General features: G+C 62.1%; 26 protein-coding genes. 5 read left to right on the top strand and 21 right to left on the bottom strand.

Annotated elements, in window-relative coordinates; all coding sequences use genetic code 11:
- The first annotated feature begins 3 nt into the window (after window positions 1–3).
- Together LPB73_RS04525 and LPB73_RS04520 are read left to right on the top strand one after the other, a co-directional pair.
- Window positions 4–789, top strand: a complete 786-nt coding sequence (locus LPB73_RS04525) for an IclR family transcriptional regulator domain-containing protein (protein ID WP_089265361.1) — start codon at window positions 4–6, stop codon at window positions 787–789.
- A gap of 143 nt (window positions 790–932) precedes the next feature.
- Window positions 933–1,280, top strand: coding sequence for a 5-carboxymethyl-2-hydroxymuconate Delta-isomerase (locus LPB73_RS04520; protein WP_231079748.1), 348 nt, complete (start codon window positions 933–935; stop codon window positions 1,278–1,280).
- Between the two features lie 276 nt (window positions 1,281–1,556).
- Here the strand turns inward: LPB73_RS04520 and LPB73_RS04515 are convergent, their stop codons facing one another.
- The 10 genes from LPB73_RS04515 to phnG form a co-directional block, all read right to left on the bottom strand.
- A complete protein-coding gene (locus tag LPB73_RS04515) occupies window positions 1,557–1,856 on the bottom strand; it encodes an HU family DNA-binding protein (protein WP_068735221.1) in 300 nt (99 codons plus the stop codon).
- Between the two features lie 252 nt (window positions 1,857–2,108).
- Entirely contained in the window at window positions 2,109–2,729 is a 621-nt protein-coding gene (locus tag LPB73_RS04510) for a pyridoxamine 5'-phosphate oxidase family protein (RefSeq protein ID WP_093756773.1), read from the bottom strand.
- Between the two features lie 23 nt (window positions 2,730–2,752).
- Complete coding sequence (gene phnN / locus LPB73_RS04505) at window positions 2,753–3,331, bottom strand: phosphonate metabolism protein/1,5-bisphosphokinase (PRPP-forming) PhnN (RefSeq protein ID WP_089265363.1); 579 nt, start codon at window positions 3,329–3,331, stop codon at window positions 2,753–2,755.
- Complete coding sequence (locus tag LPB73_RS04500; RefSeq protein WP_231079747.1) at window positions 3,328–4,482, bottom strand: alpha-D-ribose 1-methylphosphonate 5-triphosphate diphosphatase; 1,155 nt, start codon at window positions 4,480–4,482, stop codon at window positions 3,328–3,330. Before LPB73_RS04500 ends, phnN begins: the two co-directional genes overlap by 4 nt.
- Before the next feature lie 11 nt (window positions 4,483–4,493).
- A complete protein-coding gene (gene phnL, locus LPB73_RS04495) occupies window positions 4,494–5,195 on the bottom strand; it encodes a phosphonate C-P lyase system protein PhnL (protein WP_231079746.1) in 702 nt (233 codons plus the stop codon).
- Between the two features lie 7 nt (window positions 5,196–5,202).
- Window positions 5,203–6,027 (bottom strand): phosphonate C-P lyase system protein PhnK, encoded by an 825-nt coding sequence (phnK, locus tag LPB73_RS04490; protein WP_231079745.1) that lies wholly within the window; start codon window positions 6,025–6,027, stop codon window positions 5,203–5,205.
- Entirely contained in the window at window positions 6,020–6,904 is an 885-nt protein-coding gene (locus LPB73_RS04485) for an alpha-D-ribose 1-methylphosphonate 5-phosphate C-P-lyase PhnJ (RefSeq protein ID WP_231079744.1), read from the bottom strand. Before LPB73_RS04485 ends, phnK begins: the two co-directional genes overlap by 8 nt.
- The gene (locus LPB73_RS04480) at window positions 6,901–8,007 is read right to left on the bottom strand and encodes a carbon-phosphorus lyase complex subunit PhnI (RefSeq protein ID WP_231079743.1); all 1,107 of its coding nucleotides are present in this window, start codon (window positions 8,005–8,007) and stop codon (window positions 6,901–6,903) included. The genes LPB73_RS04485 and LPB73_RS04480 overlap by 4 nt, the downstream gene beginning before the upstream one ends.
- Window positions 8,008–8,009: 2 nt before the next feature.
- The gene (phnH, locus tag LPB73_RS04475) at window positions 8,010–8,618 is read right to left on the bottom strand and encodes a phosphonate C-P lyase system protein PhnH (protein ID WP_231079742.1); all 609 of its coding nucleotides are present in this window, start codon (window positions 8,616–8,618) and stop codon (window positions 8,010–8,012) included.
- Window positions 8,619–8,620: 2 nt separating this feature from the next.
- A complete protein-coding gene (phnG, locus tag LPB73_RS04470) occupies window positions 8,621–9,082 on the bottom strand; it encodes a phosphonate C-P lyase system protein PhnG (RefSeq protein WP_231079741.1) in 462 nt (153 codons plus the stop codon).
- Between the two features lie 125 nt (window positions 9,083–9,207).
- On the opposite strand from phnG, the gene phnF reads away from it, so the two are divergent.
- The gene (gene phnF, locus LPB73_RS04465) at window positions 9,208–9,942 is read left to right on the top strand and encodes a phosphonate metabolism transcriptional regulator PhnF (protein ID WP_120291917.1); all 735 of its coding nucleotides are present in this window, start codon (window positions 9,208–9,210) and stop codon (window positions 9,940–9,942) included.
- On the opposite strand, the gene LPB73_RS04460 is transcribed toward phnF, so the two are convergent.
- The 3 genes from LPB73_RS04460 to LPB73_RS04450 all read right to left on the bottom strand — a co-directional run bounded on the left by LPB73_RS04460 (window position 9,943) and on the right by LPB73_RS04450 (window position 13,888).
- Window positions 9,943–10,410 (bottom strand): DUF1348 family protein, encoded by a 468-nt coding sequence (locus LPB73_RS04460; protein WP_231079740.1) that lies wholly within the window; start codon window positions 10,408–10,410, stop codon window positions 9,943–9,945.
- Between the two features lie 82 nt (window positions 10,411–10,492).
- Complete coding sequence (gene ybgC, locus LPB73_RS04455; RefSeq protein WP_231079739.1) at window positions 10,493–10,939, bottom strand: tol-pal system-associated acyl-CoA thioesterase; 447 nt, start codon at window positions 10,937–10,939, stop codon at window positions 10,493–10,495.
- A 165-nt stretch (window positions 10,940–11,104) separates the two neighbouring features.
- Entirely contained in the window at window positions 11,105–13,888 is a 2,784-nt protein-coding gene (locus LPB73_RS04450; RefSeq protein ID WP_231079738.1) for a UPF0182 family protein, read from the bottom strand.
- 239 nt (window positions 13,889–14,127) lie between these two features.
- Here LPB73_RS04450 and rocD point away from each other — a divergent pair, with 239 nt between their 5' ends.
- Entirely contained in the window at window positions 14,128–15,345 is a 1,218-nt protein-coding gene (rocD, locus tag LPB73_RS04445) for an ornithine--oxo-acid transaminase (protein WP_231079737.1), read from the top strand.
- Between the two features lie 121 nt (window positions 15,346–15,466).
- On the opposite strand, the gene LPB73_RS04440 is transcribed toward rocD, so the two are convergent.
- The 7 genes from LPB73_RS04440 to LPB73_RS04410 form a co-directional block, all read right to left on the bottom strand.
- The gene (locus LPB73_RS04440) at window positions 15,467–15,877 is read right to left on the bottom strand and encodes an NUDIX hydrolase (RefSeq protein WP_120291684.1); all 411 of its coding nucleotides are present in this window, start codon (window positions 15,875–15,877) and stop codon (window positions 15,467–15,469) included.
- A 6-nt stretch (window positions 15,878–15,883) separates the two neighbouring features.
- A complete protein-coding gene (gene ruvB / locus LPB73_RS04435) occupies window positions 15,884–16,933 on the bottom strand; it encodes a Holliday junction branch migration DNA helicase RuvB (protein ID WP_231079736.1) in 1,050 nt (349 codons plus the stop codon).
- On the bottom strand, window positions 16,930–17,430 hold the full coding sequence (locus tag LPB73_RS04430) for a hypothetical protein (RefSeq protein WP_068735190.1): 501 nt from the start codon (window positions 17,428–17,430) through the stop codon (window positions 16,930–16,932). Before LPB73_RS04430 ends, ruvB begins: the two co-directional genes overlap by 4 nt.
- Window positions 17,427–18,044, bottom strand: coding sequence for a Holliday junction branch migration protein RuvA (gene ruvA / locus LPB73_RS04425; protein WP_089265378.1), 618 nt, complete (start codon window positions 18,042–18,044; stop codon window positions 17,427–17,429). Before ruvA ends, LPB73_RS04430 begins: the two co-directional genes overlap by 4 nt.
- Window positions 18,041–18,568 (bottom strand): crossover junction endodeoxyribonuclease RuvC, encoded by a 528-nt coding sequence (ruvC, locus tag LPB73_RS04420; RefSeq protein ID WP_089265379.1) that lies wholly within the window; start codon window positions 18,566–18,568, stop codon window positions 18,041–18,043. The genes ruvA and ruvC overlap by 4 nt, the downstream gene beginning before the upstream one ends.
- A gap of 85 nt (window positions 18,569–18,653) precedes the next feature.
- Window positions 18,654–19,400 (bottom strand): YebC/PmpR family DNA-binding transcriptional regulator, encoded by a 747-nt coding sequence (locus tag LPB73_RS04415; protein WP_089265380.1) that lies wholly within the window; start codon window positions 19,398–19,400, stop codon window positions 18,654–18,656.
- A 27-nt stretch (window positions 19,401–19,427) separates the two neighbouring features.
- Entirely contained in the window at window positions 19,428–19,574 is a 147-nt protein-coding gene (locus LPB73_RS04410) for a hypothetical protein (RefSeq protein ID WP_158596842.1), read from the bottom strand.
- A gap of 62 nt (window positions 19,575–19,636) precedes the next feature.
- Between LPB73_RS04410 and LPB73_RS04405 the strand changes: the two genes are divergently transcribed.
- Window positions 19,637–21,337, top strand: coding sequence for a methyl-accepting chemotaxis protein (locus tag LPB73_RS04405; protein ID WP_414716899.1), 1,701 nt, complete (start codon window positions 19,637–19,639; stop codon window positions 21,335–21,337).
- A gap of 97 nt (window positions 21,338–21,434) precedes the next feature.
- Here LPB73_RS04405 and LPB73_RS04400 read toward each other — a convergent pair whose 3' ends face one another.
- On the bottom strand, window positions 21,435–21,701 hold the full coding sequence (locus LPB73_RS04400) for a hypothetical protein (protein WP_231079734.1): 267 nt from the start codon (window positions 21,699–21,701) through the stop codon (window positions 21,435–21,437).
- Window positions 21,702–21,886: the final 185 nt, after the last annotated feature.

The raw sequence follows: 21,886 nt of genomic DNA, 5'->3' as shown, positions 1-21,886 counted from the left end.
CTCATGCCCAAGATCAAGCGCCCCGACGACGAACGCGGCAATACCGACTTCATCGAGAGCCTCGATCGGGGCTTGAGGGTGTTCGAACTGTTCGGCGCACATTCGCGCCCGATGACGCTGAGCGACGTCGCCAAGGCCGCCGAGCTGCCGCGTGCCACTGCGCGCCGCATCCTGTTTACGCTGGAACGCAAAGGCTATGTGACCAGCGACGGCAAGCTGTTCGCGCTGTCACCGCGCGTCCTGGCGCTGGCCGGCTCCTACATGACCTCCAATCAGGTCGTCACCATCCTGCAGCCGGTGCTCGACAGCATTTCCAGCGACGCGCAGGAGATTTCTTCACTCGCCGTGCTCGAGGGCCACGAGGTGATCTTCGTCGCGCGCGCCAGCCCGGCGCGCGTGTTCTCTGCCGGCATCGATCTCGGCTATCGGCTGCCCGCCTTCTGCTCGTCGGTGGGCCGCGCCATGTTGGGCAAGTATTCCAACGACGACCTCACCGCGACGCTGGATGCCATGGACCTCGTGGCAATGACGCCGTTCACGGTCATCGACAAGGAACTGCTGAAGGCCACCATCATCACCGACCGCGAGAAAGGCTATTCGCTGGTCGACCGCGAGGCCGAACCGGGCTTCCGCTCAATCTCCGTGCCCGTGCGGCGCTACGATGGCGCCATCGTCGCCGCCATCAATATGGGCGCCCATGTGGACCGCGTCTCCACCGGGGAAATGATCGACCGCTTCCTGCCGCTGCTGCGCGATGCCGCGGATTCGGTGAAGCCGCTGCTTCTTTAACGCTGTCCCCTCATCCTGAGGAGCGGCCACTTGGCCGCGTCTCGAAGGATGAGGAGCCCTACACTCATGGTTCGAGACGGCGCCAAGTGGCGCCTCCTCACCATGAGGTCCGAGATTGAACACGCACCAGGAATTGTCGTCTCATGCCCCATATCGTCATTGAACATTCCACCGACGGCCATGGCGACGCGTTCGACATCGCCAGCCTGATGCAGGCGTTGCACAATGCCGGCGCCGCCACTGGGGTAATGAAGGCTGCCGACATCAAGGTGCGCGCGATCCCGTATGCGCATCACCTGATGGCCGGCCGGGCCGAAGGCTTCTGCCACCTGTCGGTCTCGATGCTGGAGGGCCGCACACCCGAGCAGAAAGTCGCCGTGAGCGAGGCGTTGCGCGCGGCAATGGTTTTGCTGCTGCCGCACACCAAAAGCCTCAGCGTCGATATCAGGGATATGGACGCGGTCGCCTACAAGAAGCGCGTGAACGATTAGAGCCGCGCTAACTGCCTTCTCCCCGCCTGCGGGGAGAAGGTGGCGTCGCGAAGCGACGACGGATGAGGGGGAGCCTCCGCAGGCGCGGAGCGAATGGAAAGCCCCCTCACCCGACTTCCACACGCTTCGCGCGTTGCAGTCGACCTCTCCCCGCAAGCGGGGAGAGGTAAGGCACTCCCCAAAACGAAAACGGCGCGGCATCCTCTGGGAGTGCCGCGCCGTTCTCAATTCAGGTCGGCTGCGGTCACCTCATGGGCGACCGCGCCGAGGGTCTGCTTAGACCGCGTCCTTCGCAGCCTTGACCGGGCGGGCGCGCACGATCTTGCGGGCCGGCTTGGCCTTGAAGGTCATTGCTTCGCCGGTGAAGGGGTTGGTGCCCTTGCGTGCCTTGGTGGCGGGCTTCTTGATGACGACGAACTTGGCGAAGCCGGGAACGAGGAACACGCCGCTCTTCTTCAGCTCTTTATAGCCGAGGGTCGCCATGGTCTCGATAACGCCCTTGACGTCCTTCTTCGAGAGCTCAGTGGTCTCAGCGATTTTCTCGATGAGCTGCGACTTCGTCATTTGGTCTGCCATTTTGCACCTTTTGGTTTGCCGTGATTCGGTGAGACAGACACTATGAGGAATTACGGGAAAAAACCCGTGCTCAATGAAATTTTCACAGATTTTGCCGGGAAAAATGATGTTTTTTGACCATCAAACCCCGATTCGACTTGTACGGCAGGGTTTCAGGACCCTCGCAAGCGCAAAATACTTGAAACAAGGGGCCTACAGAGTCGCGGCAGGCGACAGAAACGCACTGCAAAAATCACCCCCAGATTCGCCCCCTCACCACATGGTCTGGCGCGCCCTTTCCGGCCATTGCCGATCGTATTCCGGACCACCGACCCGGCGCTCGCTCATCTCCGCCAGGATCTCGCCGGGCGTCGGCAGAGTCTTCGGATCGACGCGTTTGTCAGGGTTCCAGAGATCGGACCGCACGATGGCGCGGGCGCATTGGAAATAGATCTCCCCGACCGTCATCACGATCACCGTGCGGGGAGCCTTCTCCTCCACGGCGAAGGACGCCAGCAGGTCCGGGTCCGTTGAGAGATGCGCCGTCCCGTTGATGCGGAGCGTGGTGCCGGCACCGGGGATCAGGAACAGCAGCGCGATCTTGGGATCGCGCACGATGTTGCGCAGAGAGTCCACGCGATTGTTGCCGCGGCGGTCCGGCATCATCAAGGTGCGCTCGTCATGGATCCGGACGAAGCCCGGTTTGTCGCCGCGTGGTGAGCAATCCAGCCCCTCCGGGCCAGTGGTCGCCAGAGCGGCGAAGGGCGAGACCTCGATCAGCCGGCGATATTGCGCCGTTACACAGTCCGCGACCTTGGCGGTGGATGCTTCGCCGATGTCATCGAAACGGCCGTAGATCTCTTCGAGCTGCTCGATGGTTTCGATCACCGACATGGCCGCACTGCCCTCCGCCGTATCTATTGACCCCTGATGACCCGTATCAGGTCATCCGCATGATCTTCCGCGACACCAATATTGTTGATCGTGACGTCGGCACCTGATGTCTCGACGCTACGCTTGAGCCGATCGCCGATCGGCCCATCGGTTGAGCGTCCCCGCGCCGCAAGTCGCGCCGCAAGCACTTCCGGCGGCGCCGTGATCGACACTACGACGACATCTTCATAAGCGGCACGTAGCGCCGGGATAACCGTTCGTGAGATATTGGCAACGACATTGCGGCCGGCGCGAAGCGCATCATCGATCGAGCGCGGAAGTGCATAAGAAAGTCCATGCGCTTCCCAGTGGACGGCGAAAGCGCCGCTGGCCTGTGCCTGACGGAACGCCTCCGGCGTGACCTGCGCATTATTCTCGAATTCCGACGCCTCGCGCGTCACCACGCGGCGCGTGAACACCACATTGTCGTCATCCGCGCAGGCGGCCTGCGCCAGACCGATCAGCGTATCCTTGCCGGCACCCGACGGGCCGACCACCAGCACCAACCGGCCGGGGCCGATCCGACCTGCTTGCGCTTCGGATATCGCCGCGGTGTCGGTCATGCCACCCGATGTCCTTCGCGCCAGACATTGCGCACCACCGGTACCTCATGCGCCACATGGACGCGGATCACGTCGGCGCGCTTGCCGACCGCAATCTCGCCGCGGTCCATGAGCCCAACGGCTTCCGCGGGCCGCTTGGTCACGGTGCGGATCGCGCTCGCCAGATCTATCAAGGATACCTTGCTCGAGAGCTGCAGGGCTCCCATCAGAAGGCTCGACGGCACATAGTCCGACGACAGAATATCCAGCATGCCTTCGCGGGCGAGATCGATCGCCGCGATATTGCCGGAATGCGAGCCGTTGCGGACGACATTCGGCGCTCCCATCAGGATGCCGATGCCAGCCTTGTGCAGTCCTTGGGCCGCTTCCAGCGTCGTCGGGAATTCGGCCACCGAGACCTTGTCTCCAACGGCTTCGGTCACGTTGTCTTCCGTGGTGTCGTCATGGCTCGCCAGCGGAATATTGCGCTCGTGAGCCAGCGCCACGATCGCCCGCATATTGCCGGCCGCATATTGCTGCTGGCAAGCTAGGCGCTGCGCGAACATCACATCGAGCTCGGCATCGCTCTTGCCGCCCTTGCCACGATAGTAGGTGCGCAGCTTCTCCTCGTCGCGGAACTGGCGCTGCCCGGGCGTATGATCCATCAGCGACATCAGCCGGACGTTCGGCTTCGCCAAGAGCGCCTTCGCTTCCTCGACCACGGTTGGCATCGGAATCTCGCAGCGCAAATGCAGGAAATGATCGACCCGCAGGAGACTGGCTTCGCCAGCAGAGGCAATCGAATCCACCAGCAGGCCGGCGTAGCTGTCGATGCCCTGGCTTGAGTCCTCGCAACCGACCCGCACCGAGTCGAGCACCGTGGTGATGCCGGACGTGGCGAGTTGACCGTCATAGGAGACGACGGCAGCGATGGGATCCCAGAACACCTTTGGCCGCGGCATGAAATGGGCTTCGAGATGATCGGTGTGCAATTCGATCAGGCCGGGCATAATCAGATCGCCGCGCGCATCGTCGCTACCGCGTGGCGCATCACCCTCGCCGAATTCGGCGATGCGTCCACCAGCGAAGGCGATCCAGCCCTTGTCGATCACGCGGTCGGCAAGAACGATCCTGGCGTTGCCGATGACGGTTTCGGTCGATGATGCGGTCATGGTTCTCTTTCTCAGGCAGCAGCAGCGGCGAAGGATGCGACGTCCACCAGCCGGTCGGCGATCAAGTGCCGCACTTCGTCGTCATGCACAATGGCAACCATGGCAACGCCGGCACGTTTTTTCTCGGCGACCAGTTCAACGACCACGGCCCGGTTGGCGGCATCGAGCGACGCGGTCGGTTCGTCCAGCAACAGGATCGGCAGATCGGAGATAAAGCCACGCGCGATATTCACGCGTTGCTGCTCACCGCCGGAAAAGGTCGAGGGCGGCAGCTTCCACAGCCGCTCGGGAATGTTGAGACGTTTAAGTAACGCCCCCGCACGCGCACGCGCCTCCGCGCGCGTTACGCCGGCAGCGAGCAGGGGCTCGGCTACGACATCGATCGCGGCGACACGTGGCACCGCGCGCAGGAACTGGCTGACATAGCCGATGGTATCCCGGCGCACACCCAGGATCTCGCGCGGCTCGGCGGTGGCGATATCGATGACATCACCGTTGTGGTGCACGCCGATGGTGCCGCCGTCGCAGCGATAGTTGCCGAAGATCATCTTCAGGATCGACGACTTGCCCGCCCCCGAGGGACCGGACAGCACCACGCATTCGCCGGGCGCGACATGGAACGAGACGTTGCGCACCACCGGCAGGCGGATGCCGTCCTGCAAATGCATGACGAAGGTCTTTTCGGCGTTGCGGATATCGATCATCGGAATCATGTTGACCTCACGCCGGCAGGATCGAGGAAACGAGCAGTTGCGTATAGGGCTCTCTGGGATCGTCGAGCACCTGATCGGTGAGCCCCGTCTCGATCACGCGACCGCCCTGCATCACCATCACGCGATGCGACAGCAACCGCGCCACCGCGAGATCATGCGTCACAACGATCGCGCTAAGGCCAAGCTCGCTGACCAGCGTGCGCATCATGTCCAGCAAACGCGCCTGCACCGATACGTCCAAGCCACCAGTCGGTTCGTCCATGAACACGAGACGCGGCTCGGTGACGAGGTTGCGCGCGATCTGCAGCCGCTGCCGCATGCCGCCGGAATAGGTCCGCGGCGCATCGTCGATACGCTCGGGCGAAATCTCGACGCGCTCGAGCCACGAGGTCGCCGTATCACGAATCTTGCCGTAGTGGTTCTGACCGACGGCCATCAGCCGCTCGCCGACATTGGCGCCGGCCGAGACCGCCATGCGCAGCCCCATCGCCGGGTCCTGATGCACAAAGCCCCAGTCGGTGCGAAACAGGAAGCGCCGCTCGGCTTCGCCCATCGCCGCGAGATCGCGGGTCACGCCGTCGCGCATCCGGTAGGAGACGCTGCCGGTGGTCGGCGCTAACTGGGCGGAGAGGATCTGCAGCAGTGTCGATTTGCCGGACCCGGACTCGCCGACGATAGCCAGCACCTCGCCGGAATAGAGTTCGAAGGACACGTCGCGGCATGCCGCAAGACGGCCATAAGATTTTCCGAGGTTTGCCGCAACGAGCAACGGCTCGTCACTCGCAGCCGCGCGCGCCCCCGGTACAGTTGAATTCGCTGTCACATCAAGCATTTGCGCTCTCCGCATAGGGCGCAGCATTCTCGCTGCCGCGATACCCCTGTGATTGCCGCGTTTCGCAATAATCGGTGTCGGAGCAGACGAACATCCGGCTGCCCTTGTTGTCCGTGACGATCTCGTCGAGATAGCTATCCTCGGCGTTGCACAGTGCACAGCAGGCCTTGTGCTTGTAGGGCTCGAATGGATGATCCTCGAAATCCAGCGACACCACCGATGTGTAAGGCGGGATCGCATAGATGCGCTTCTCGCGGCCGGCGCCGAACAGCTGCAGCGCCGCGCAATTGTCCATCTTCGGATTGTCGAATTTCGGCGTCGGCGACGGGTCCATCACGTAACGCGCATTGACCTTCACCGGATAGGCATAGGACGTGGCGATATGGCCGAAGCGGGCGATGTCTTCATACAGCTTTACATGCATCAAGCCGTATTCGGCGAGCGCATGCATACGCCGCGTCTCTGTCTCGCGTGGCTCGAGGAAGCGCAGCGGCTCGGGGATCGGCACCTGATAGACCAGCACCTGATGCGCCTGCAGCGTCGCTTCGGGAATGCGATGCCGTGTCTGGATCACAGTCGCATCGCCCGTGCTCGTGGTCACGGCAACGCCGGCAGTTTTCTCGAAGAACTTGCGGATCGAGATCGCATTAGTCGTGTCGTCGGAGCCCTGGTCGATCACCTTGAGTTTGTCGATGGGACCGAGGATCGCCGCCGTGACCTGCACGCCGCCGGTGCCCCAGCCATAGGGCATCGGCATTTCCCTGCTGGCGAACGGCACCTGATAGCCGGGGATCGCGATCGCCTTGAGAATGGCGCGGCGGATCATCCGCTTGGTCTGCTCGTCCAGATAAGCGAAGTTATATGTCGGCGCGTTCATTCCGCGGCCTCCTGAAGAGCAACGGGCGTCTCGTTGGCATCGGCGAATTCCTTGCGCAGCTTGCGGAGCAAGCCAAGCTCAGACTGGAAGTCGACGTAATGCGGCAGCTTCAGATGCTCGACGAAGCCGGTCGCCTGCACATTGTCGGAATGCGACATGACGAATTCCTCATCCTGCGCTGGCGCCTTGATGTCCTCGCCGAGCTCACGCGCGCGCAGCGTGCGATCGACCAGTGCCATCGACATCACCTTGCGTTCGCTCTGGCCAAAAGCGAGGCCATAACCGCGCGTGAAGCACGGCGCCTCGGTATCCGAGCCCTTGAACTGATTGACCATCTGGCATTCGGTCAGCGTGATCGATCCCAGCGGCACCGCGAAGCCAACATCCTCGGCCATGAATTCAACCTCGACCTCGCCGAGGCGGATTTCACCTGCGAAAGGATGGTTGCGGCCATAGCCGCGCTGCGATGAATAGCCGAGCGACAGAAGAAAGCCTTCATCGGCCCGCGCGAGATTCTGCAAGCGCAGATCACGGTCTGCCGGGAAGCTCAGCGCGTCGCGCGTGAGATCGCCGACAGGCTTTTCGGGATCTTCTGCGGGCGAGGCTTCGATCAGGCCGTCGCGGCCAAGAATATCGGTGACGCGCGGCATCGCAGCCGGCTCTGCATCGGTCATGGCCGGCTGCTCGGGCGAGGATTCGCCGGTCAGCACCGGATCGAGCAAACGATGCGTATAGTCGAAGGTCGGGCCAAGCACCTGGCCGCCCGGCATGTCCTTGAAGGTCGAGGAGACGCGGCGACGCACCTGCATCTGCGACGTATCGACGGGCTCACTCGAACCGAACCGCGGCAGCGTCGCGCGGAAGGCGCGCAGCAGGAAGATCGCCTCGATCATGTCGCCGCGTGCCTGCTTGATGGCCAGCGCCGCGAGCTCGCGGTCATAGAGCGAGCCTTCGGTCATCACGCGATCGACGGCGAGACCGAGCTGATTGGAGATCTGTGCCAGCGATACTTCCGGCACATCGCGATCACCCCGGCGCTCATGAGCCAGCAGACGATGCGCATTCTCGATGGCGCGTTCGCCACCCTTGACGGCGACATACATGCTCAGCCCTCCTTCGCGACAAGACGCGTGGTACGCGGTAGCGCGACAATGGATTCGCCGGACACCAGCACGAGGTCGATGCCGCGGGGAAACAGCGAGGCATTCAGCGCAAGGCGATCTAGCAGATCCGGCACGCCGATCGCAGCACGCAGGATTGTGGCACCATCGATACCGGGGCCGCGCAGCTCATAGGCAGGGCCTTCAGTCAGGCTCGCCACCTGCAGAACGATCGTGGTGGAGCGATCCGGATATTCGCCGGTGCCGAAGGCGAAGTGCTCGAAGGACGGCAGCGCGGCAGCATCAGCCACCACAGCGAAGGCACACACGGCGGGATCGGCGATGACCGGCGCGCTGGTGTGAAACTTGATCCACTTGGCAACATCCATCGTCGCCGCCAACTTGGCATCGAGCCACACCGGCGTATCCTGATCGAACAGCGTGAGCGCGATGGCCGCCGCGCCGCGCATCATTGGCGCGGGCACGCCCGAAACAGCCTGAATGCGCTGCACGGTACCCGGACGCGCCATCGCATCCATCACCGAACGGAAGGTCGATTGCGCTGCAAGCACCTTGTCCGCGAAACCGGCCGGCATTTCCGCAACTGTCGTCATGATCAGCCCTCCCCGCGCACGAGCGTGTAGAAATCGACTTTGGTTGCCGCCGTCTCTGCGGCCTTGCGCTTGCTATCGGCGACGACGCGCGCGCGCAGCGGCGTGAGCACCTTGGTCTCGACAGCATCTGAAAATTCACTGGTCTGGATGAGTGCATCGCAGAGCGCGATCAGCTGTGCCTTCGCGCCGTCACGACCGAGTGTGTAACCGAAGCCAACCTCGCCGCTGGCAAGCCGTACAGCGGCACGCGACACCGTCGCCTCGCCGAGATTGAATGGCGCGCCATCGCCGCCGATCCGGCCGCGCAGCATCACCAGGCCGTTTTCCGGCTGACGCAGTTGTTCATGGGCGGGAACAGCCACTGCATCGAGATATCCGGCGATATCCGCCGTGCCGGAGTGCCCAAGGACCCCCATCGCCTCACGGCGCCGGGCCTGCTGGTGGTTCAGGGAGGATGAAGTCATGTCACCGCCGCTCAACAAGTTGTATGATTTACTAGACAACTTTATAGGCGGAGGCAATGACCGTTTCGTGACAGCGGCACGATTTTTCGCTAATGCGTGGTCGACATCATTCCGGGACCGATTTTGTGACCATTCAGGACAAGCCAACAGGCGTTGCATTGTGGCGGCACGTCGCCGACGGCATCGAGCGCGGCATTGCAGATGGCCGCTATGGCGCTGGCGAAAAGCTGCCCGGCGAGACCGAACTGGCTGACATCTACCGCGTCAATCGGCACACCGTGCGCCGCGCGCTCGCGACCCTGGCCGAACGCGGCATGGTGCGCGCCGAGCGCGGCAGCGGCACCTATGTGGAATCGCCAAAGCTTGCATATCCCCTGCGATCACGCACCCGCTTCTCGGAAATTGCCGGTGCCGGCGGGCGCGAGCCGCAAGCGCAATTGATCGGAGCCTGGGACGATGTGGCAACACGCGATCTCGCCAGGCAGCTTGGCCTCAAAGCCGGCGCTCCGCTGATCCGCATTGAAGCCTTGCGGTTGGCGGACAAGACGCCGATCTGCGTCGGCACCAACTGGCTGTCGGCCGAACGCTTTCCCGATTTCGGCAAGGTCTATGAGCGCGTGCGCTCGATGACTAAGGCCCTGGCGCATTACGGCATCAAGGACTATCGCCGCGCCTCGACGAAGGTCACCGCGGGGATCATCGACGCGACCGATGCGACACGGCTTGGTGTCGCCCTCGGGCGTCCGATCTTGATTGTCGATTCCATCGATGTGGATGCCGACGGCACGCCGCTCAGCGCTACGCATTCGCGCTTCGTCGCCGAGCGCGTCGAATTCGTGGTCGATAGCGGTTCGCTTTAGTTAGAACGGGTCCGTGCCGAGACCCGGCACATCGACTGGACGCGGCCCCGGCGCCGGCCACAGGAAACGGCGATCCTTCTCAGCAATGGCCACATCGTTGATGCTCGCCTCGCGGCGGCGCATCAGGCCGGCCTCGTCAAACTCCCATTGCTCATTGCCATAGGAGCGATGCCAGTTGCCGGCGTCATCGTGCCATTCATATTGAAAGCGCACGGCAATGTGATTGCCGTCGAACGCCCACAAATCCTTGATCAGCCGATATTCGTGCTCCTTCGCCCATTTACGGGTGAGGAATTCGACGATCGCCGGGCGCCCCTGAAAGAACTCGCCGCGATTGCGCCAAGTCGAGTCCTCGGTATAGGCGAGCGACACTTTCACCGGATCGCGTGAATTCCAGGCGTCCTCGGCCATGCGGGCCTTCTGGGCGGCGGTCTCTCGGGTGAAGGGCGGAAACGGTGGACGCGACATGGGACCCTCGGCTTTGCGATGTTGCAGGGATTGTAGCCCTGCCGCATGCGGAGTCGATGCCGTTTCACCTATGGGGCGATTGCTAAATCTGATCGGCCTTCATGGCAATCCGCAGCGCTTTCGGGATCGGCTTGGCGCGGCCGCCGGAGACAAAGGCCACCTTGACCTTGGCCTCAAGCAGCAACTCATCGCCGCGGCGCACTTCCTGACCCAGCATGATCGAGGCGCCCCTCACCTCTTGTGGAACCGTGACGACGTCAAGCAGATCGTCCAGGACTGCCGGTTTTAGAAAATCAATTTTCATCGAACGAACAACGAAGGCAAAGCCGGGCGTATCCTCTCGCGCTTCTTTCAGCAGCTCTTGTTGACTCGTTCCGAGCAAACGCAAGTAATTCGTTCTGCCGCGTTCCATGAAACGCAGAAAGTTTGCGTGATAAACAATCTGGCCGGCGTCAGTATCTTCGAAATAAACGCGGACCCGCATATGATGACGACCGTCGCGAATTTCGCCATCAAGAGAGGCTGTCACAGGGAGATTCCTCTTATCACACTCCGGGGAGTAATCGTCTTGCACGGAGGCACCTTCCTCAGCAAGCGACAATCGCTTTGGGCTTGAACCTTGCTTGGGATGCACCTGGAATCTTGGTTGCGGGAACGCGCACCTCTTTGTCGAATGACAATCAGCCGGCGTTGGTCAGTGTCCGGCCGATTCCCGGCTCATTTTCTCCAAAAGACCGCGCATCGCGTCGATCTGCGTGCCGAAGCCTGCCCAATCCCCAGACCTCAACAGCTTCATTGCCTCGTTATAGCGATCAAGCGCCTCCTGCGCCCTATTTTCCGCAGGGCTCGCACGTGGCATTTCCGTCGCAGCACCCAGCGATGTCGGCGACGCGTTAGTTTCGATGAAGAGCGCGGACAAGGCCTCGGCAAGCGTCTCTTTCATGACGACATGCTCGCCGTAGGCGGCGATCACGCGCTTGAGTTCCGGCAAGTGTCCGTGGACCGCGCGCAGGTACAGCGGCGACACGTACAGGATCGAATTCTCGATCGGGATCACCAGCAGGTTTCCGCGGATCACCCGTGAACCCATCTGGTTCCACAACGATATTTGCTGGGAGATCTCCGTGTTCTGATGAATGCGCGCCTCGATCTGGAACGGTCCGTAGACGAGCTTCTCCTTGGGAAATTCGTAGACGATCAATTTTCCATAGTCGGGAGCGTCGCAGCGCGCTGCCAGCCATGCGATCATATTGTCGCGTCGGCTTGGCACCATGGGGATCATGATAAAGAACTCGGCCTGGGTTTCTCCGGGCAGCCGCATCACAATGTAGTAAGGGACCATCGGCGCGACGCCGTCGCCGGCCGGCTGGCGCGGAAACTGCCAAAGATCCTCCCGGTTATAGAAAACGTCGGCAGATGCCATGTGATAGGTCTGGTAAAGCTGCGCCTGAATCAGGAAGAGGTCCTCTGGATAGCGAATGTGCTTTTGCAGATCGGACGGCATTGCCGCAAACGGCTTGAATAGCCCCGGAAAGATTCGCTGGTAGGTGGCTACGATCGGGTCCGCCTGGTCCATCAGATAAAAGTCGACACTGCCGTTATAGGCGTCGATGACGGCCTTCACGGAATTGCGGATGTAATTCAGATTGCGGCCGGGCGCAGGCTGCGCAGAGGGGAAATAGTTACTGGTTGTATAGGCGTCCTGGATCCAGAACATCCGCCCCTCGCTGATGACCAGATAGGGATCGTGGTCGAGGCTGAGGAACGGGGCAATCGTGCGTAGCCGTTCCCCGATATTGCGCCGAATCATGATCCGGCTGTCGTCGGTGATGTAGCTGGAGAGCAGCAGATTCATGTCGTTGAAGTGGTGAGCGAAGATGATTTTTCGCACCATACCCGTCAGCGGTACGCCACCGGCACCGTCGTAGACCGTGTATGCGTTTTCACTCCCCTTCGGATAGTCGAATTCCGGCGTGGTCGTCCTGACGACAACGTAGTTGCTCTCCTCTTGTCCATAATAAATGCGCGGTTCGCGGATCTCGGGACCGCCGTCCGCAACGGGAGGAATATCCCGCAGGTAAAGCAGCGGGAGCCCTTCAGCGCTCTTGTGCATTACCGGGCTCATCACCGCTCCATTGCCGTGGGTGAACAGCAGGTGGAGGTTGACCCACGTCTGGGCGTTCGGCGGTAGCAGTGAGGATCTGAGCTCGCGTGCCGACAGCATCACGCTCTGGTAGGTGCCGCGAAGCCAGTAGCGGTCGACATCCAGGTCACTTAATTTGTAGTAGGTGCGTATCTCCTGCAGCTGGGCGTAGGTATCGGCTAGCGGCTGCCCGTCCCACAATCTGATGTTCTCGATGGTCGCCTTGTTGGCTTCGAGTGTCGCGAAGGTAAGGTCCTGTTCGGCAGGAAAGGGCTTGGCGGCGATCTTGTCGAGATTATAGGCTTCCCTGGTCAGACGGATGCTGCGCTCGATGTAGGGCCGCTCCAGTTCCAGTTCGTTCGGTTTCACGTAGAAGCGCTGAAACAGCGTCGGGATCACGCCGGACAGCAGGAAAGCGCCCCCGAAGACGAGCAACATCGCGGCAGTGGGGAGCCAGTAGGTACGCGCCCACAGGTTCGCCCACGCGGCGCATGCCGCAACGATCGAAAGCCCGATCAGCAACCAGAGAACGGGTAGCTGAACGTGGACATCGGTGTAGCTCGCGCCAACCACTACGCCATTGTCTCCGTAGAGCAGCAAATAGCGGTCGAGTCCGTAGGACCATGCCTTCACCACAAAGAGCAAGCCGAGCAGCGCCGAGCCGTGAGCAACCGCTGGCGGTGATATCGACCACCGCTGGACCTGGTATTCGATCTGACCATGCAGCCAATAGATCACTGCGGCGAGAAGTGCGCTCATGAATAGCGTTAGCAATGCCCAATTCTTGATGCCGATATAGGCGGGCAGAGAAAACAGATAGAATCCAATATCCTTGTCATACAGCGGATCATTCGCGCCATATGGCACCTGATAGAGGAACTGCAGAATGATGCTCCAGTTGCCGACCTCCTCCCATGCGACAAGCAGAGCGAGGAATCCGGCGCCGCCAGCGATGGCAAGGCGCCATGGCAACCGATCGCGTATGAATTCGAACGGATCGGGCGGCACCGCGGTGGCCGCGAGCTTCCAGTCGAAGTCGACGGGAAGCCGGCCTCGCCGCCGTCGGACAAGAAAAAGTGCCAGCCGGGCGTTCGCCCACGCAATGACGGCAGTTGCCGCGAAGACGACAGAAAAGACTGCGGCTTTCGCGCCGATCGATGTCCAAAAAACCTGCGAATAGCCGACCGCGGAGAACCACATCCAGTCGACCAGGAAGTCGCCGACAATCGCGAGAAGGATCAGGCAAATTCCGGAGAAGATGGCAGTCACAATCACCCCGACCACGGCGTTTCGCCCTGGCGTCTTCCGTTCGGGCCCGGTAATCCCGATCGTCATGAACGGATTATAGCAGAACGGGAGAGGTGGCGGTGCCTGTCTTGAGCCCTCGCACCTGTTTTTTCTGCGTCGGCCTTCCTACATCAGAACTAAGGTGCGCATCGCCTTACGCGCGCCCAATCGGGAGAGCGCGCCATGAGCGGTGATCTCACGATGTAGTTGTGCTTGTGCGCCCTCACCAACGGTCGGGATGGCATGCCGAACCGGTGCGGGGGAGGAACGCGGCAGGAGCGCTTGTCATGACTGATTTCGCCAGTCTCGAAGCCCGTTTTGGCGCAGGAAACTATGCACCGTTGCCGGTCACGATCGTCCGCGGGGCTGGTGTCTACGTGTGGGACGAGGCTGGCAGACGCTACATCGACATGATGGGCGCATATTCGGCGGCGAGCTTCGGCCATTGCCATCCGCGCCTCGTCAAGGCGCTGACAGAACAGGCACGACGCCTGGATACGATTTCGCGCGCTTATTTCAGCGATCGGCTGGGGCCTTTCCTCGCGAAGGCTTGTGCACTTACCGGTATGGACGCCGCGTTGCCGATGAACAGCGGCGCGGAAGCCGTCGAGACGGCGCTCAAGGCGGCACGTAAATGGGCCTACAGGGTCAAGGGAGTGCCGACTGACCGGGCCGAAATCATCGTCGCGGAAGGAAATTTCCACGGCCGCACCATCTCGATCGTCGGCTTTTCTTCGCAAGCCCAATATCGCGACGGCTTCGGGCCGTTCCCGCCCGGCTTCACGCGCGTGCCGTTCGGCGATGCGTCGGCGCTCGCCGCGGCCATTACCCCTGACACCGCGGCCTTTTTGGTCGAACCAATTCAAGGCGAAGGCGGGATCAATGTGCCGCCCCCTGGATATCTCGCTGAGGTCGCGCGCATTTGCAAGGCGAACAACGTGCTGCTGCTGTGCGACGAGATCCAGAGCGGTCTGGGACGCACCGGACGTCTGCTCGCGTGTCAGCATGAAGGAGTAACACCCGACGGTCTGATGCTCGGCAAGGCGCTCGGCGGCGGGATGTTGCCGGTTTCGCTTTTCCTCGCCCGTCGCGAGGTCATGCAGGTTTTCACTCCGGGTGACCACGGCAGCACGTTCGGAGGCAACCCGATTGCATCAGCGGTTGGATTAGCCGCCCTCGACACACTGATCGACGAGCGATTGATTGAACGCGCCGCGACTGTCGGCGCGCATCTCCTCGATCGGCTCTCCGCGATCAAAAATCCGATCATTCGCGAGGTGCGCGGTCGCGGTTTGTTTGCGGGGGTCGAGTTACACCGCAACATGGCTAGTGCCGGTACGGTGATCAGCCGCTTGCTTCAGGCGGGCGTGCTGACCAAAGATACTCACCGGAACACGATACGCTTTGCGCCGCCCTTGATTATCAACGAGTCACAGGTGGATTGGGCCGTAGACCGATTGACCGAAGTACTGGACGAGATCGCCGCATCGACGGTTCAGGCCTAGCGGCCGCCAATATTGGGCAAGCCTGCTATCTGAGAATTACCGAAGCCAAACGAAAGATTTGCCTGCATGCGATGCAGGCCGTCGGCGATGGCGTCGCCGAGATGGAAGGTCGTAGCACCCGTCATAACGAAAAGCCGTGAGCTGCGAGTGGCAGCACATGATCACGCGTCAATGGCGCCAGGATAATAGCCTCAGGCGCAGTTGGATTGATCCAAATCGCTTCGGCGATCTCGGCCTGGGGCTCGATCGCGCCATCCACTTTGACCGCATAGACGCTTGCCTGCACCCGCCATCCCGGCTCATTCGCGGCGACGCTGTTGAATTGTCCGAGCGCTTGCGCAGAACCCGGCACCATCCGGCAGCCGAGCTCCTCGCTGATCTCGCGCTCCAGCGCGGCCAGATCGTTCTCGCCGGCATCGCGTTTGCCGCCCGGCTGCATGAAGGCCTCGGTGCCGCGCTTGCGCACCACCAGCATGCGCCCTGCGTCATCGCGGATCAGCGCAGCGACGACGCCGATGATCTTGTCAGTCATTGCGAACTACTCCTCGTCGCCCGAACCGAACAATCCGATCTGGCTCTCGTCCCGTTTCGGTTCACTCAGTCCGAGATGCTTGAACGCATGCGAGGTGAGCAGACGCCCACGCGGGGTGCGCTGCAGATAGCCGCACTGGATCAGATAGGGCTCGATGATGTCCTCGATGGCATCACGCGGCTCGGACAGCGCGGCCGCCATGGTCTCGACACCAACGGGGCCACCAGCATAGTTCATGGCGATGGTGGTGAGATAGCGGCGATCCATGGCATCGAGACCCGCACTGTCGACTTCCAGTGCGGACAGCGCGTGGTCGGCGATTTTGCGGTCAATCGCTGACGCATCCGCAGCGGAGGCAAAGTCACGCACACGGCGCAACAGACGCCCGGCGATGCGCGGCGTGCCGCGGGCGCGGCGCGCAATCTCGTTAGAGCCTTCAGGGGTCATGCCGATGTCCAGCACGCGGGCGCCGCGCGTGACGATCTTTTCGAGCTCGTCGATCGTGTAGAAATTCAGCCGCAGCGGAATGCCGAAACGATCACGCAGCGGATTCGTCAGCAGACCCGCACGGGTGGTCGCGCCGACCAGCGTGAATTTCGATAGTTCGATTTTCACCGAGCGTGCCGCAGGGCCTTCGCCGATGATGAGATCGAGCTGGAAGTCCTCCATCGCGGGATAGAGCACTTCCTCTACTGCAGGGCTGAGACGGTGGATCTCGTCGATGAACAGCACATCGCGCTCTTCGAGATTGGTCAGCAATGCCGCGAGATCGCCGGCCTTGGCGATGACGGGACCGGATGTCGCGCGAAATCCGACGCCGAGCTCGCGCGCCACGATCTGCGCCAGCGTGGTCTTACCGAGGCCGGGCGGCCCCACAAACAATGTGTGATCCAGCGCCTCGCCGCGCTTGCGGGCGGCATCGATAAAGATTTGCAGATTGGCGCGCGCCTGCGCCTGGCCGACGAAGTCGGACAGCGACTGCGGGCGCAGCGTGGTGTCACCGACATCGTCGGAGCGGCGCTCAGGTGTAACCATGCGATCGGGTGGCGTATTCATGATGCGACGTTACCACGGTGCAACGGCCGCGCGAACCACCAGCACAGGCTGGCTGGAATCACGGCAATGCCCGCGAGCAATGCGGACAGTGACAGCGCCTGCGTGAGTGATCGAACGCCGGGCAAAATCACCGCCGACGATTCCGAGGGCTGAACGAACATTCCAAACCCGATGAAGCCGGCAATGCCGACGGCCGCAGCAAGCCACGCCATCCAGATCGCGTTTTGTCCGGCATAGACGGCCGACAGCGCGAAGACGACGCCGGCACCGAGCGACGGCAGCAGCGCCGCCAATGCAGCAACGAATGCCAGCAGCCACAGTGCAATCGAGACAAGCGATCTGAAACCATCGAGATCGGCGACAGAGAAAATCAATTGCAGGATCGACGCACCCAGACCGACGACGAGCAACGATACGAGCGCAGCCACGGATAGCGAACCGACAATACCGAAGATCGCGACAATGCCGATCACACGGGCGATTCTGGCCAGGCTCACTTCGCCAATTCCTTCAGCCCGAGCTTGATGAGTTGCGCCGTTTCCGCACCCTCGCCTGCGCTGCGCGACGCGGCTGCGACGGCGGCCGCCGCCTGTGGCTGGCCATAGCCGAGATTGACCAGCGCGGAGATCGCATCCCTGACGGCGCCTGGTGCGCGGTTGTCGTCCATCGCACCGGCGAGTTGCGCGACCACCGGATCGACGGACGCAAAGGCCGGCGCCTTGTCCTTCAATTCGCTGACGATGCGCTCGGCCACTTTAGGACCGACGCCCGGCGTGCGCGCCACGGCCGTCTTGTCGCGCAGCGCGATAGCGTTGGCGAGGTCGGCCGGCGGCAGCGTGCTGAGCACGGCGAGCGCGACCTTGGCACCAACGCCCTGCACGGTCTGCAGCAGGCGAAACCATTCGCGCTCCATATCGCTGCGGAATCCGAACAGCTTGATCTGGTCTTCGCGGACATAGGTTTCGATGGCGAGCACCGCAGCTTCGCCCGCCTGCGGCAGTGCCTGCAGCGTGCGAGCGGAACAATGCACCTGATAACCCACGCCCTGTACGTCGAGGATCACATAGTCCTCGCCATAGCTGTCGATCAGGCCTTTGAGCTTGCCGATCACGCGCCGACGACCTTGAGGCGCAGTGCCGTGCTCTGACGGTGATGCGCATGGGTGATGGCGATGGCCAGCGCGTCGGCCGCATCGGCGGATTTCGGCTCAGCCTTCGGCAGCAGGATCTTCAGCATCACCTGGATCTGGTTCTTGTCGGCGTGGCCCGCGCCGACCACGGTCTTCTTCACCTGATTGGGCGCGTATTCGGCGACGGCAATGCCGAACATCGCCGGCGTCATCATGGCGATGCCGCGCGCCTGGCCGAGCTTCAGCGTCGCGACGCCGTCCTTGTTGACGAAGGTCTGCTCCACCGCAGCTTCGGCCGGTTGGAAGTCGCCGAGGATCTTGGCGAGACCTTCATGAATGCCGAGCAGCCGGCTTGCCAACGGCAGATTGTCCGGCGGTTCCACCGAACCGCAGCCGATATAGGTCAGCCGGTTGCCATCGATCTCGATCACGCCCCAGCCGGTGCGGCGCAGGCCCGGATCGATGCCGATGATACGGACAGGAGGGCGAATCGGAGGGTTTGTCATCCCACAGGGATAACGCCGGAGGGCAGGGAACGAAATAGAAACGCGAAGCCGTCCCAAAGGAAAGAGAGGGAAGCTGAGCCCCTGCTCAGCCGCCCATCTTGGCCATCAGCGCGTCGGACACCTCGAAGTTGGCATAGACGTTCTGCACGTCGTCATGCTCGTTCAACAGGTCCATCAGCTTGATCAGCTTTTCGCCGGTCTCGTCATCGACCGAGAGCGTGTTCTGCGGCTTCCAGATCACCGCCGCCTTGCGGGCTTCGCCGAATTTGGCTTCCAGTCCCTTGGCAACTTCGCGAAAGGTTTCCTGCGAGGCATAGACCTCATGGCCGCCCTCGCCCGACACGACGTCGTCGGCGCCAGCCTCGATGGCGGCTTCGAGCATGTCATCGGCCGAGGCCTTGTCGGCGTCATATTCGATCACGCCGACATGGTCGAACATGAAGGAAACTGAGCCGGTTTCGCCCAAATTGCCGCCGGATTTGGTGAAGTAGGAACGGATGTCGGAGGCGGCGCGATTGCGGTTGTCGGTCAGCGCCTCGACGATGACGGCGACGCCGCCGGGGCCGTAGCCCTCGTAGCGGATTTCATCGTAGTTCTCGCCGTCGCTACCGATCGCCTTCTTGATGGCGCGCTCGATGTTGTCGCGCGGCATGTTCTCCTGCCGGGCGGCTATCACGGCGGAGCGCAGCCGGGCATTCATCGACGGGTCGGGCGTCCCCATCTTGGCAGCGACGGTGATTTCGCGCGCCAACTTGCTGAACAGCTTGGACTTCTGGGCATCCTGCCGGCCCTTGCGATGCATGATGTTCTTGAATTGGGAATGTCCGGCCATGCGGTCTCTCTTGAAGCGTCAGGGTAGTTAGGGCTGCGGCGCGGGGTTATAGGCCGCGAAATCGGCAAAATCAAAAATTTGCAGCCGAATCCGGCAGATCTTCGCAATACCGCGACCGACCTTAACCATCACTTCACGCCGAGGTGCAAGGTTACCCGCATAGATTGTATTCATTGGGGTCACCGATGGCGTTTGGACTGTTCCGCAAGCGGCGGCCGGAAGCGGCTGAAGTGGTGATGATTGCTGAAAACACAGCACCTTCTGTGGCACCGCAGCATCCTGAACCAGATACCGCTCGGGACATCCTTGAGTTGCTGGAACTCGAGCTGGGCGCGCTTATCCGCCAGCTCGAGCGTGCCGCGACATCCGTCGCCGGCGGCGCCGAATCGACCGCCGCCACCCTCTCCGCCATCCGCGCCCGCACCGACGTGCTGGCCGACCGCAGCAGCGCCGCGCAATCCACCGCCACAACCTTTGCGCAGGCCGCCGACAAATTCACCCATTCGGCCGAGGGCATCGGCACCCAGGTGCGCGATGCCAGCCGGCTCGCGGACGAGGCCGGCGCCGCCGCCCATGAAGCCAGCGCCAATGTGGACCGCCTGCGCGACTCCTCCGCTGCAATCAGCAATGTGTTGGAGTTGATCGCGCAGATTGCCCGGCAGACAACGATGCTCGCGCTGAACGCGACCATCGAGGCGGCACGCGCCGGCGCTGCAGGCCGCGGTTTCTCGGTCGTCGCCACCGAGGTCAAGGCGCTGGCAGTGCAGACTCAGAACGCCACCGAAGAGATCAGGAAGAAGATCGACACCCTGCAGCGCGACGCAGCGAGTTCGGTCGATGCGGTGCATCGCATCTCCACCGCCATCGACGCGATCCGCCCGGTTTTTGCCAATGTCAACGGCGCGGTCGCCGAGCAGAACGCAACGACCAGCGAGATGTCGCACAACGCCACCACCGCCTCGCAATTCATCGTCTCGGTCGGCAACAGTGCCGCGGAAATCGATAGCGCTGCAAAGGAAGCGGCTGCCCATGGCGAGCATGTCGCGCAGGCCGGCCAGGCCGTCACGATGTTTGCCTCACGGCTGAAGTCGCGCTGCGCGGTACTGCTCAAACAAAGCGAGCGCGAAGACGAGCGACGACGCGAAAAGCTGCCATGTCACCTCAACGTCGATCTTCAGGCACGCGGCGGCCAGATCAGCGCGCCGGTCTATGAAATCTCGATGGACGGCATTCTCATCGGCGGACCGGACGCGAACCGGCTTCCGTTGCACGACATCGTTGCTGCTGAACTCAGCGAGGTCGGCCCCTGCCGCCTGCGCATTGCCGAACATTCCCCCGCCGGCGCACAGGCACTGTTCGTCGCGCCCGACGGGGCTCTCATCAGCCGGATCGAAGACCGACTATGGGCGATCCATGACGAGAACACCGAATTCGTCACCCGCGCCATCGACGCCGGCGCACTGCTCAACAAGATCTTTGCCGACGGTATTGCATCCGGTGCTATCAGTATCGACGACATGTTCGACGACAACTACGTCGAAATCCCTGGCTCCAGTCCGGTACAGTACCGGACAAAGATTCTCGGCTGGGCCGATCGCGCACTGCCCGAATTCCAGGACGCGTTTCTGGCCAAGGACACCCGCATGGCGTTCTGCGCCATGATCGACCGCAACGGCTATCTACCGGTGCATAACAGCATCTATTCGAAGCCGCAGCGCCCAGGCGATGCGAGCTGGAACACTGCCAACTGCCGCAACCGCCGCATCTTCAACGATCCGGCTGGATTGGCCGCCGGTCGCAATACACGTTCCTACCTGATCCAGAGTTATGCCCGCGACATGGGCAACGGTCAGACCGTGATGATGCGCGAGATCGACGTGCCTGTGCGCATACAGGGACGCCATTGGGGCGGCTTCCGCACGGCGTACAAGTTATGATGGGTTTGCACACGGCGCTGCGCTGCCACCTGAGACCTGGCGCAGCGCCGCATATTCCGTCTGCGAGTGGGTTAGCAGCCAAAACTGCCAAGCCCTCCTAGCCGCCGCTCGTTCGGCCTTCCGCATTGTCATCTCCGCCGTATGAACCGCCGCCATATCCATATGGCGCGCTGTATCCATATGAACCGGGGCCGGCACCAAATCCGCGATAGACCGTTACGGGGGCGCTTCCCTCATACCGCGCGTGAGAGGACATGATCCGTCGATGCTTGCTGGCAGCGCTATGCCCGTCTTTGGCCTGCGCGGTCCAGCTCGCAGTGCCGGCGATCAGTAAAGCGGCGCCCAACAGAATGAATTTATTCATCACATTTGTCCTTGGTCAACGAGCCCCGCGACCTCAGATGCGCACGCTTGGCTCTCAAGGTAGCGCCAATCACGCGTAGTTGAATTTCGGCTTGCGGTACCCCGTCCTGCATGGACAGCGGCGGCGAGACCCATTGGGGCCCATTTGCCCATTCGCCCCGGGCCTGGGAGGCAGTGTCACACCGC

Origin of the sequence: Tardiphaga sp. 37S4 (assembly GCF_021044645.1) — a bacterium.
Lineage (GTDB): Bacteria > Pseudomonadota > Alphaproteobacteria > Rhizobiales > Xanthobacteraceae > Tardiphaga > Tardiphaga robiniae.
The sequence above is the reverse complement of the archived record's forward strand: the minus strand, read 5'-3'. Positions and strand labels throughout refer to the sequence as shown.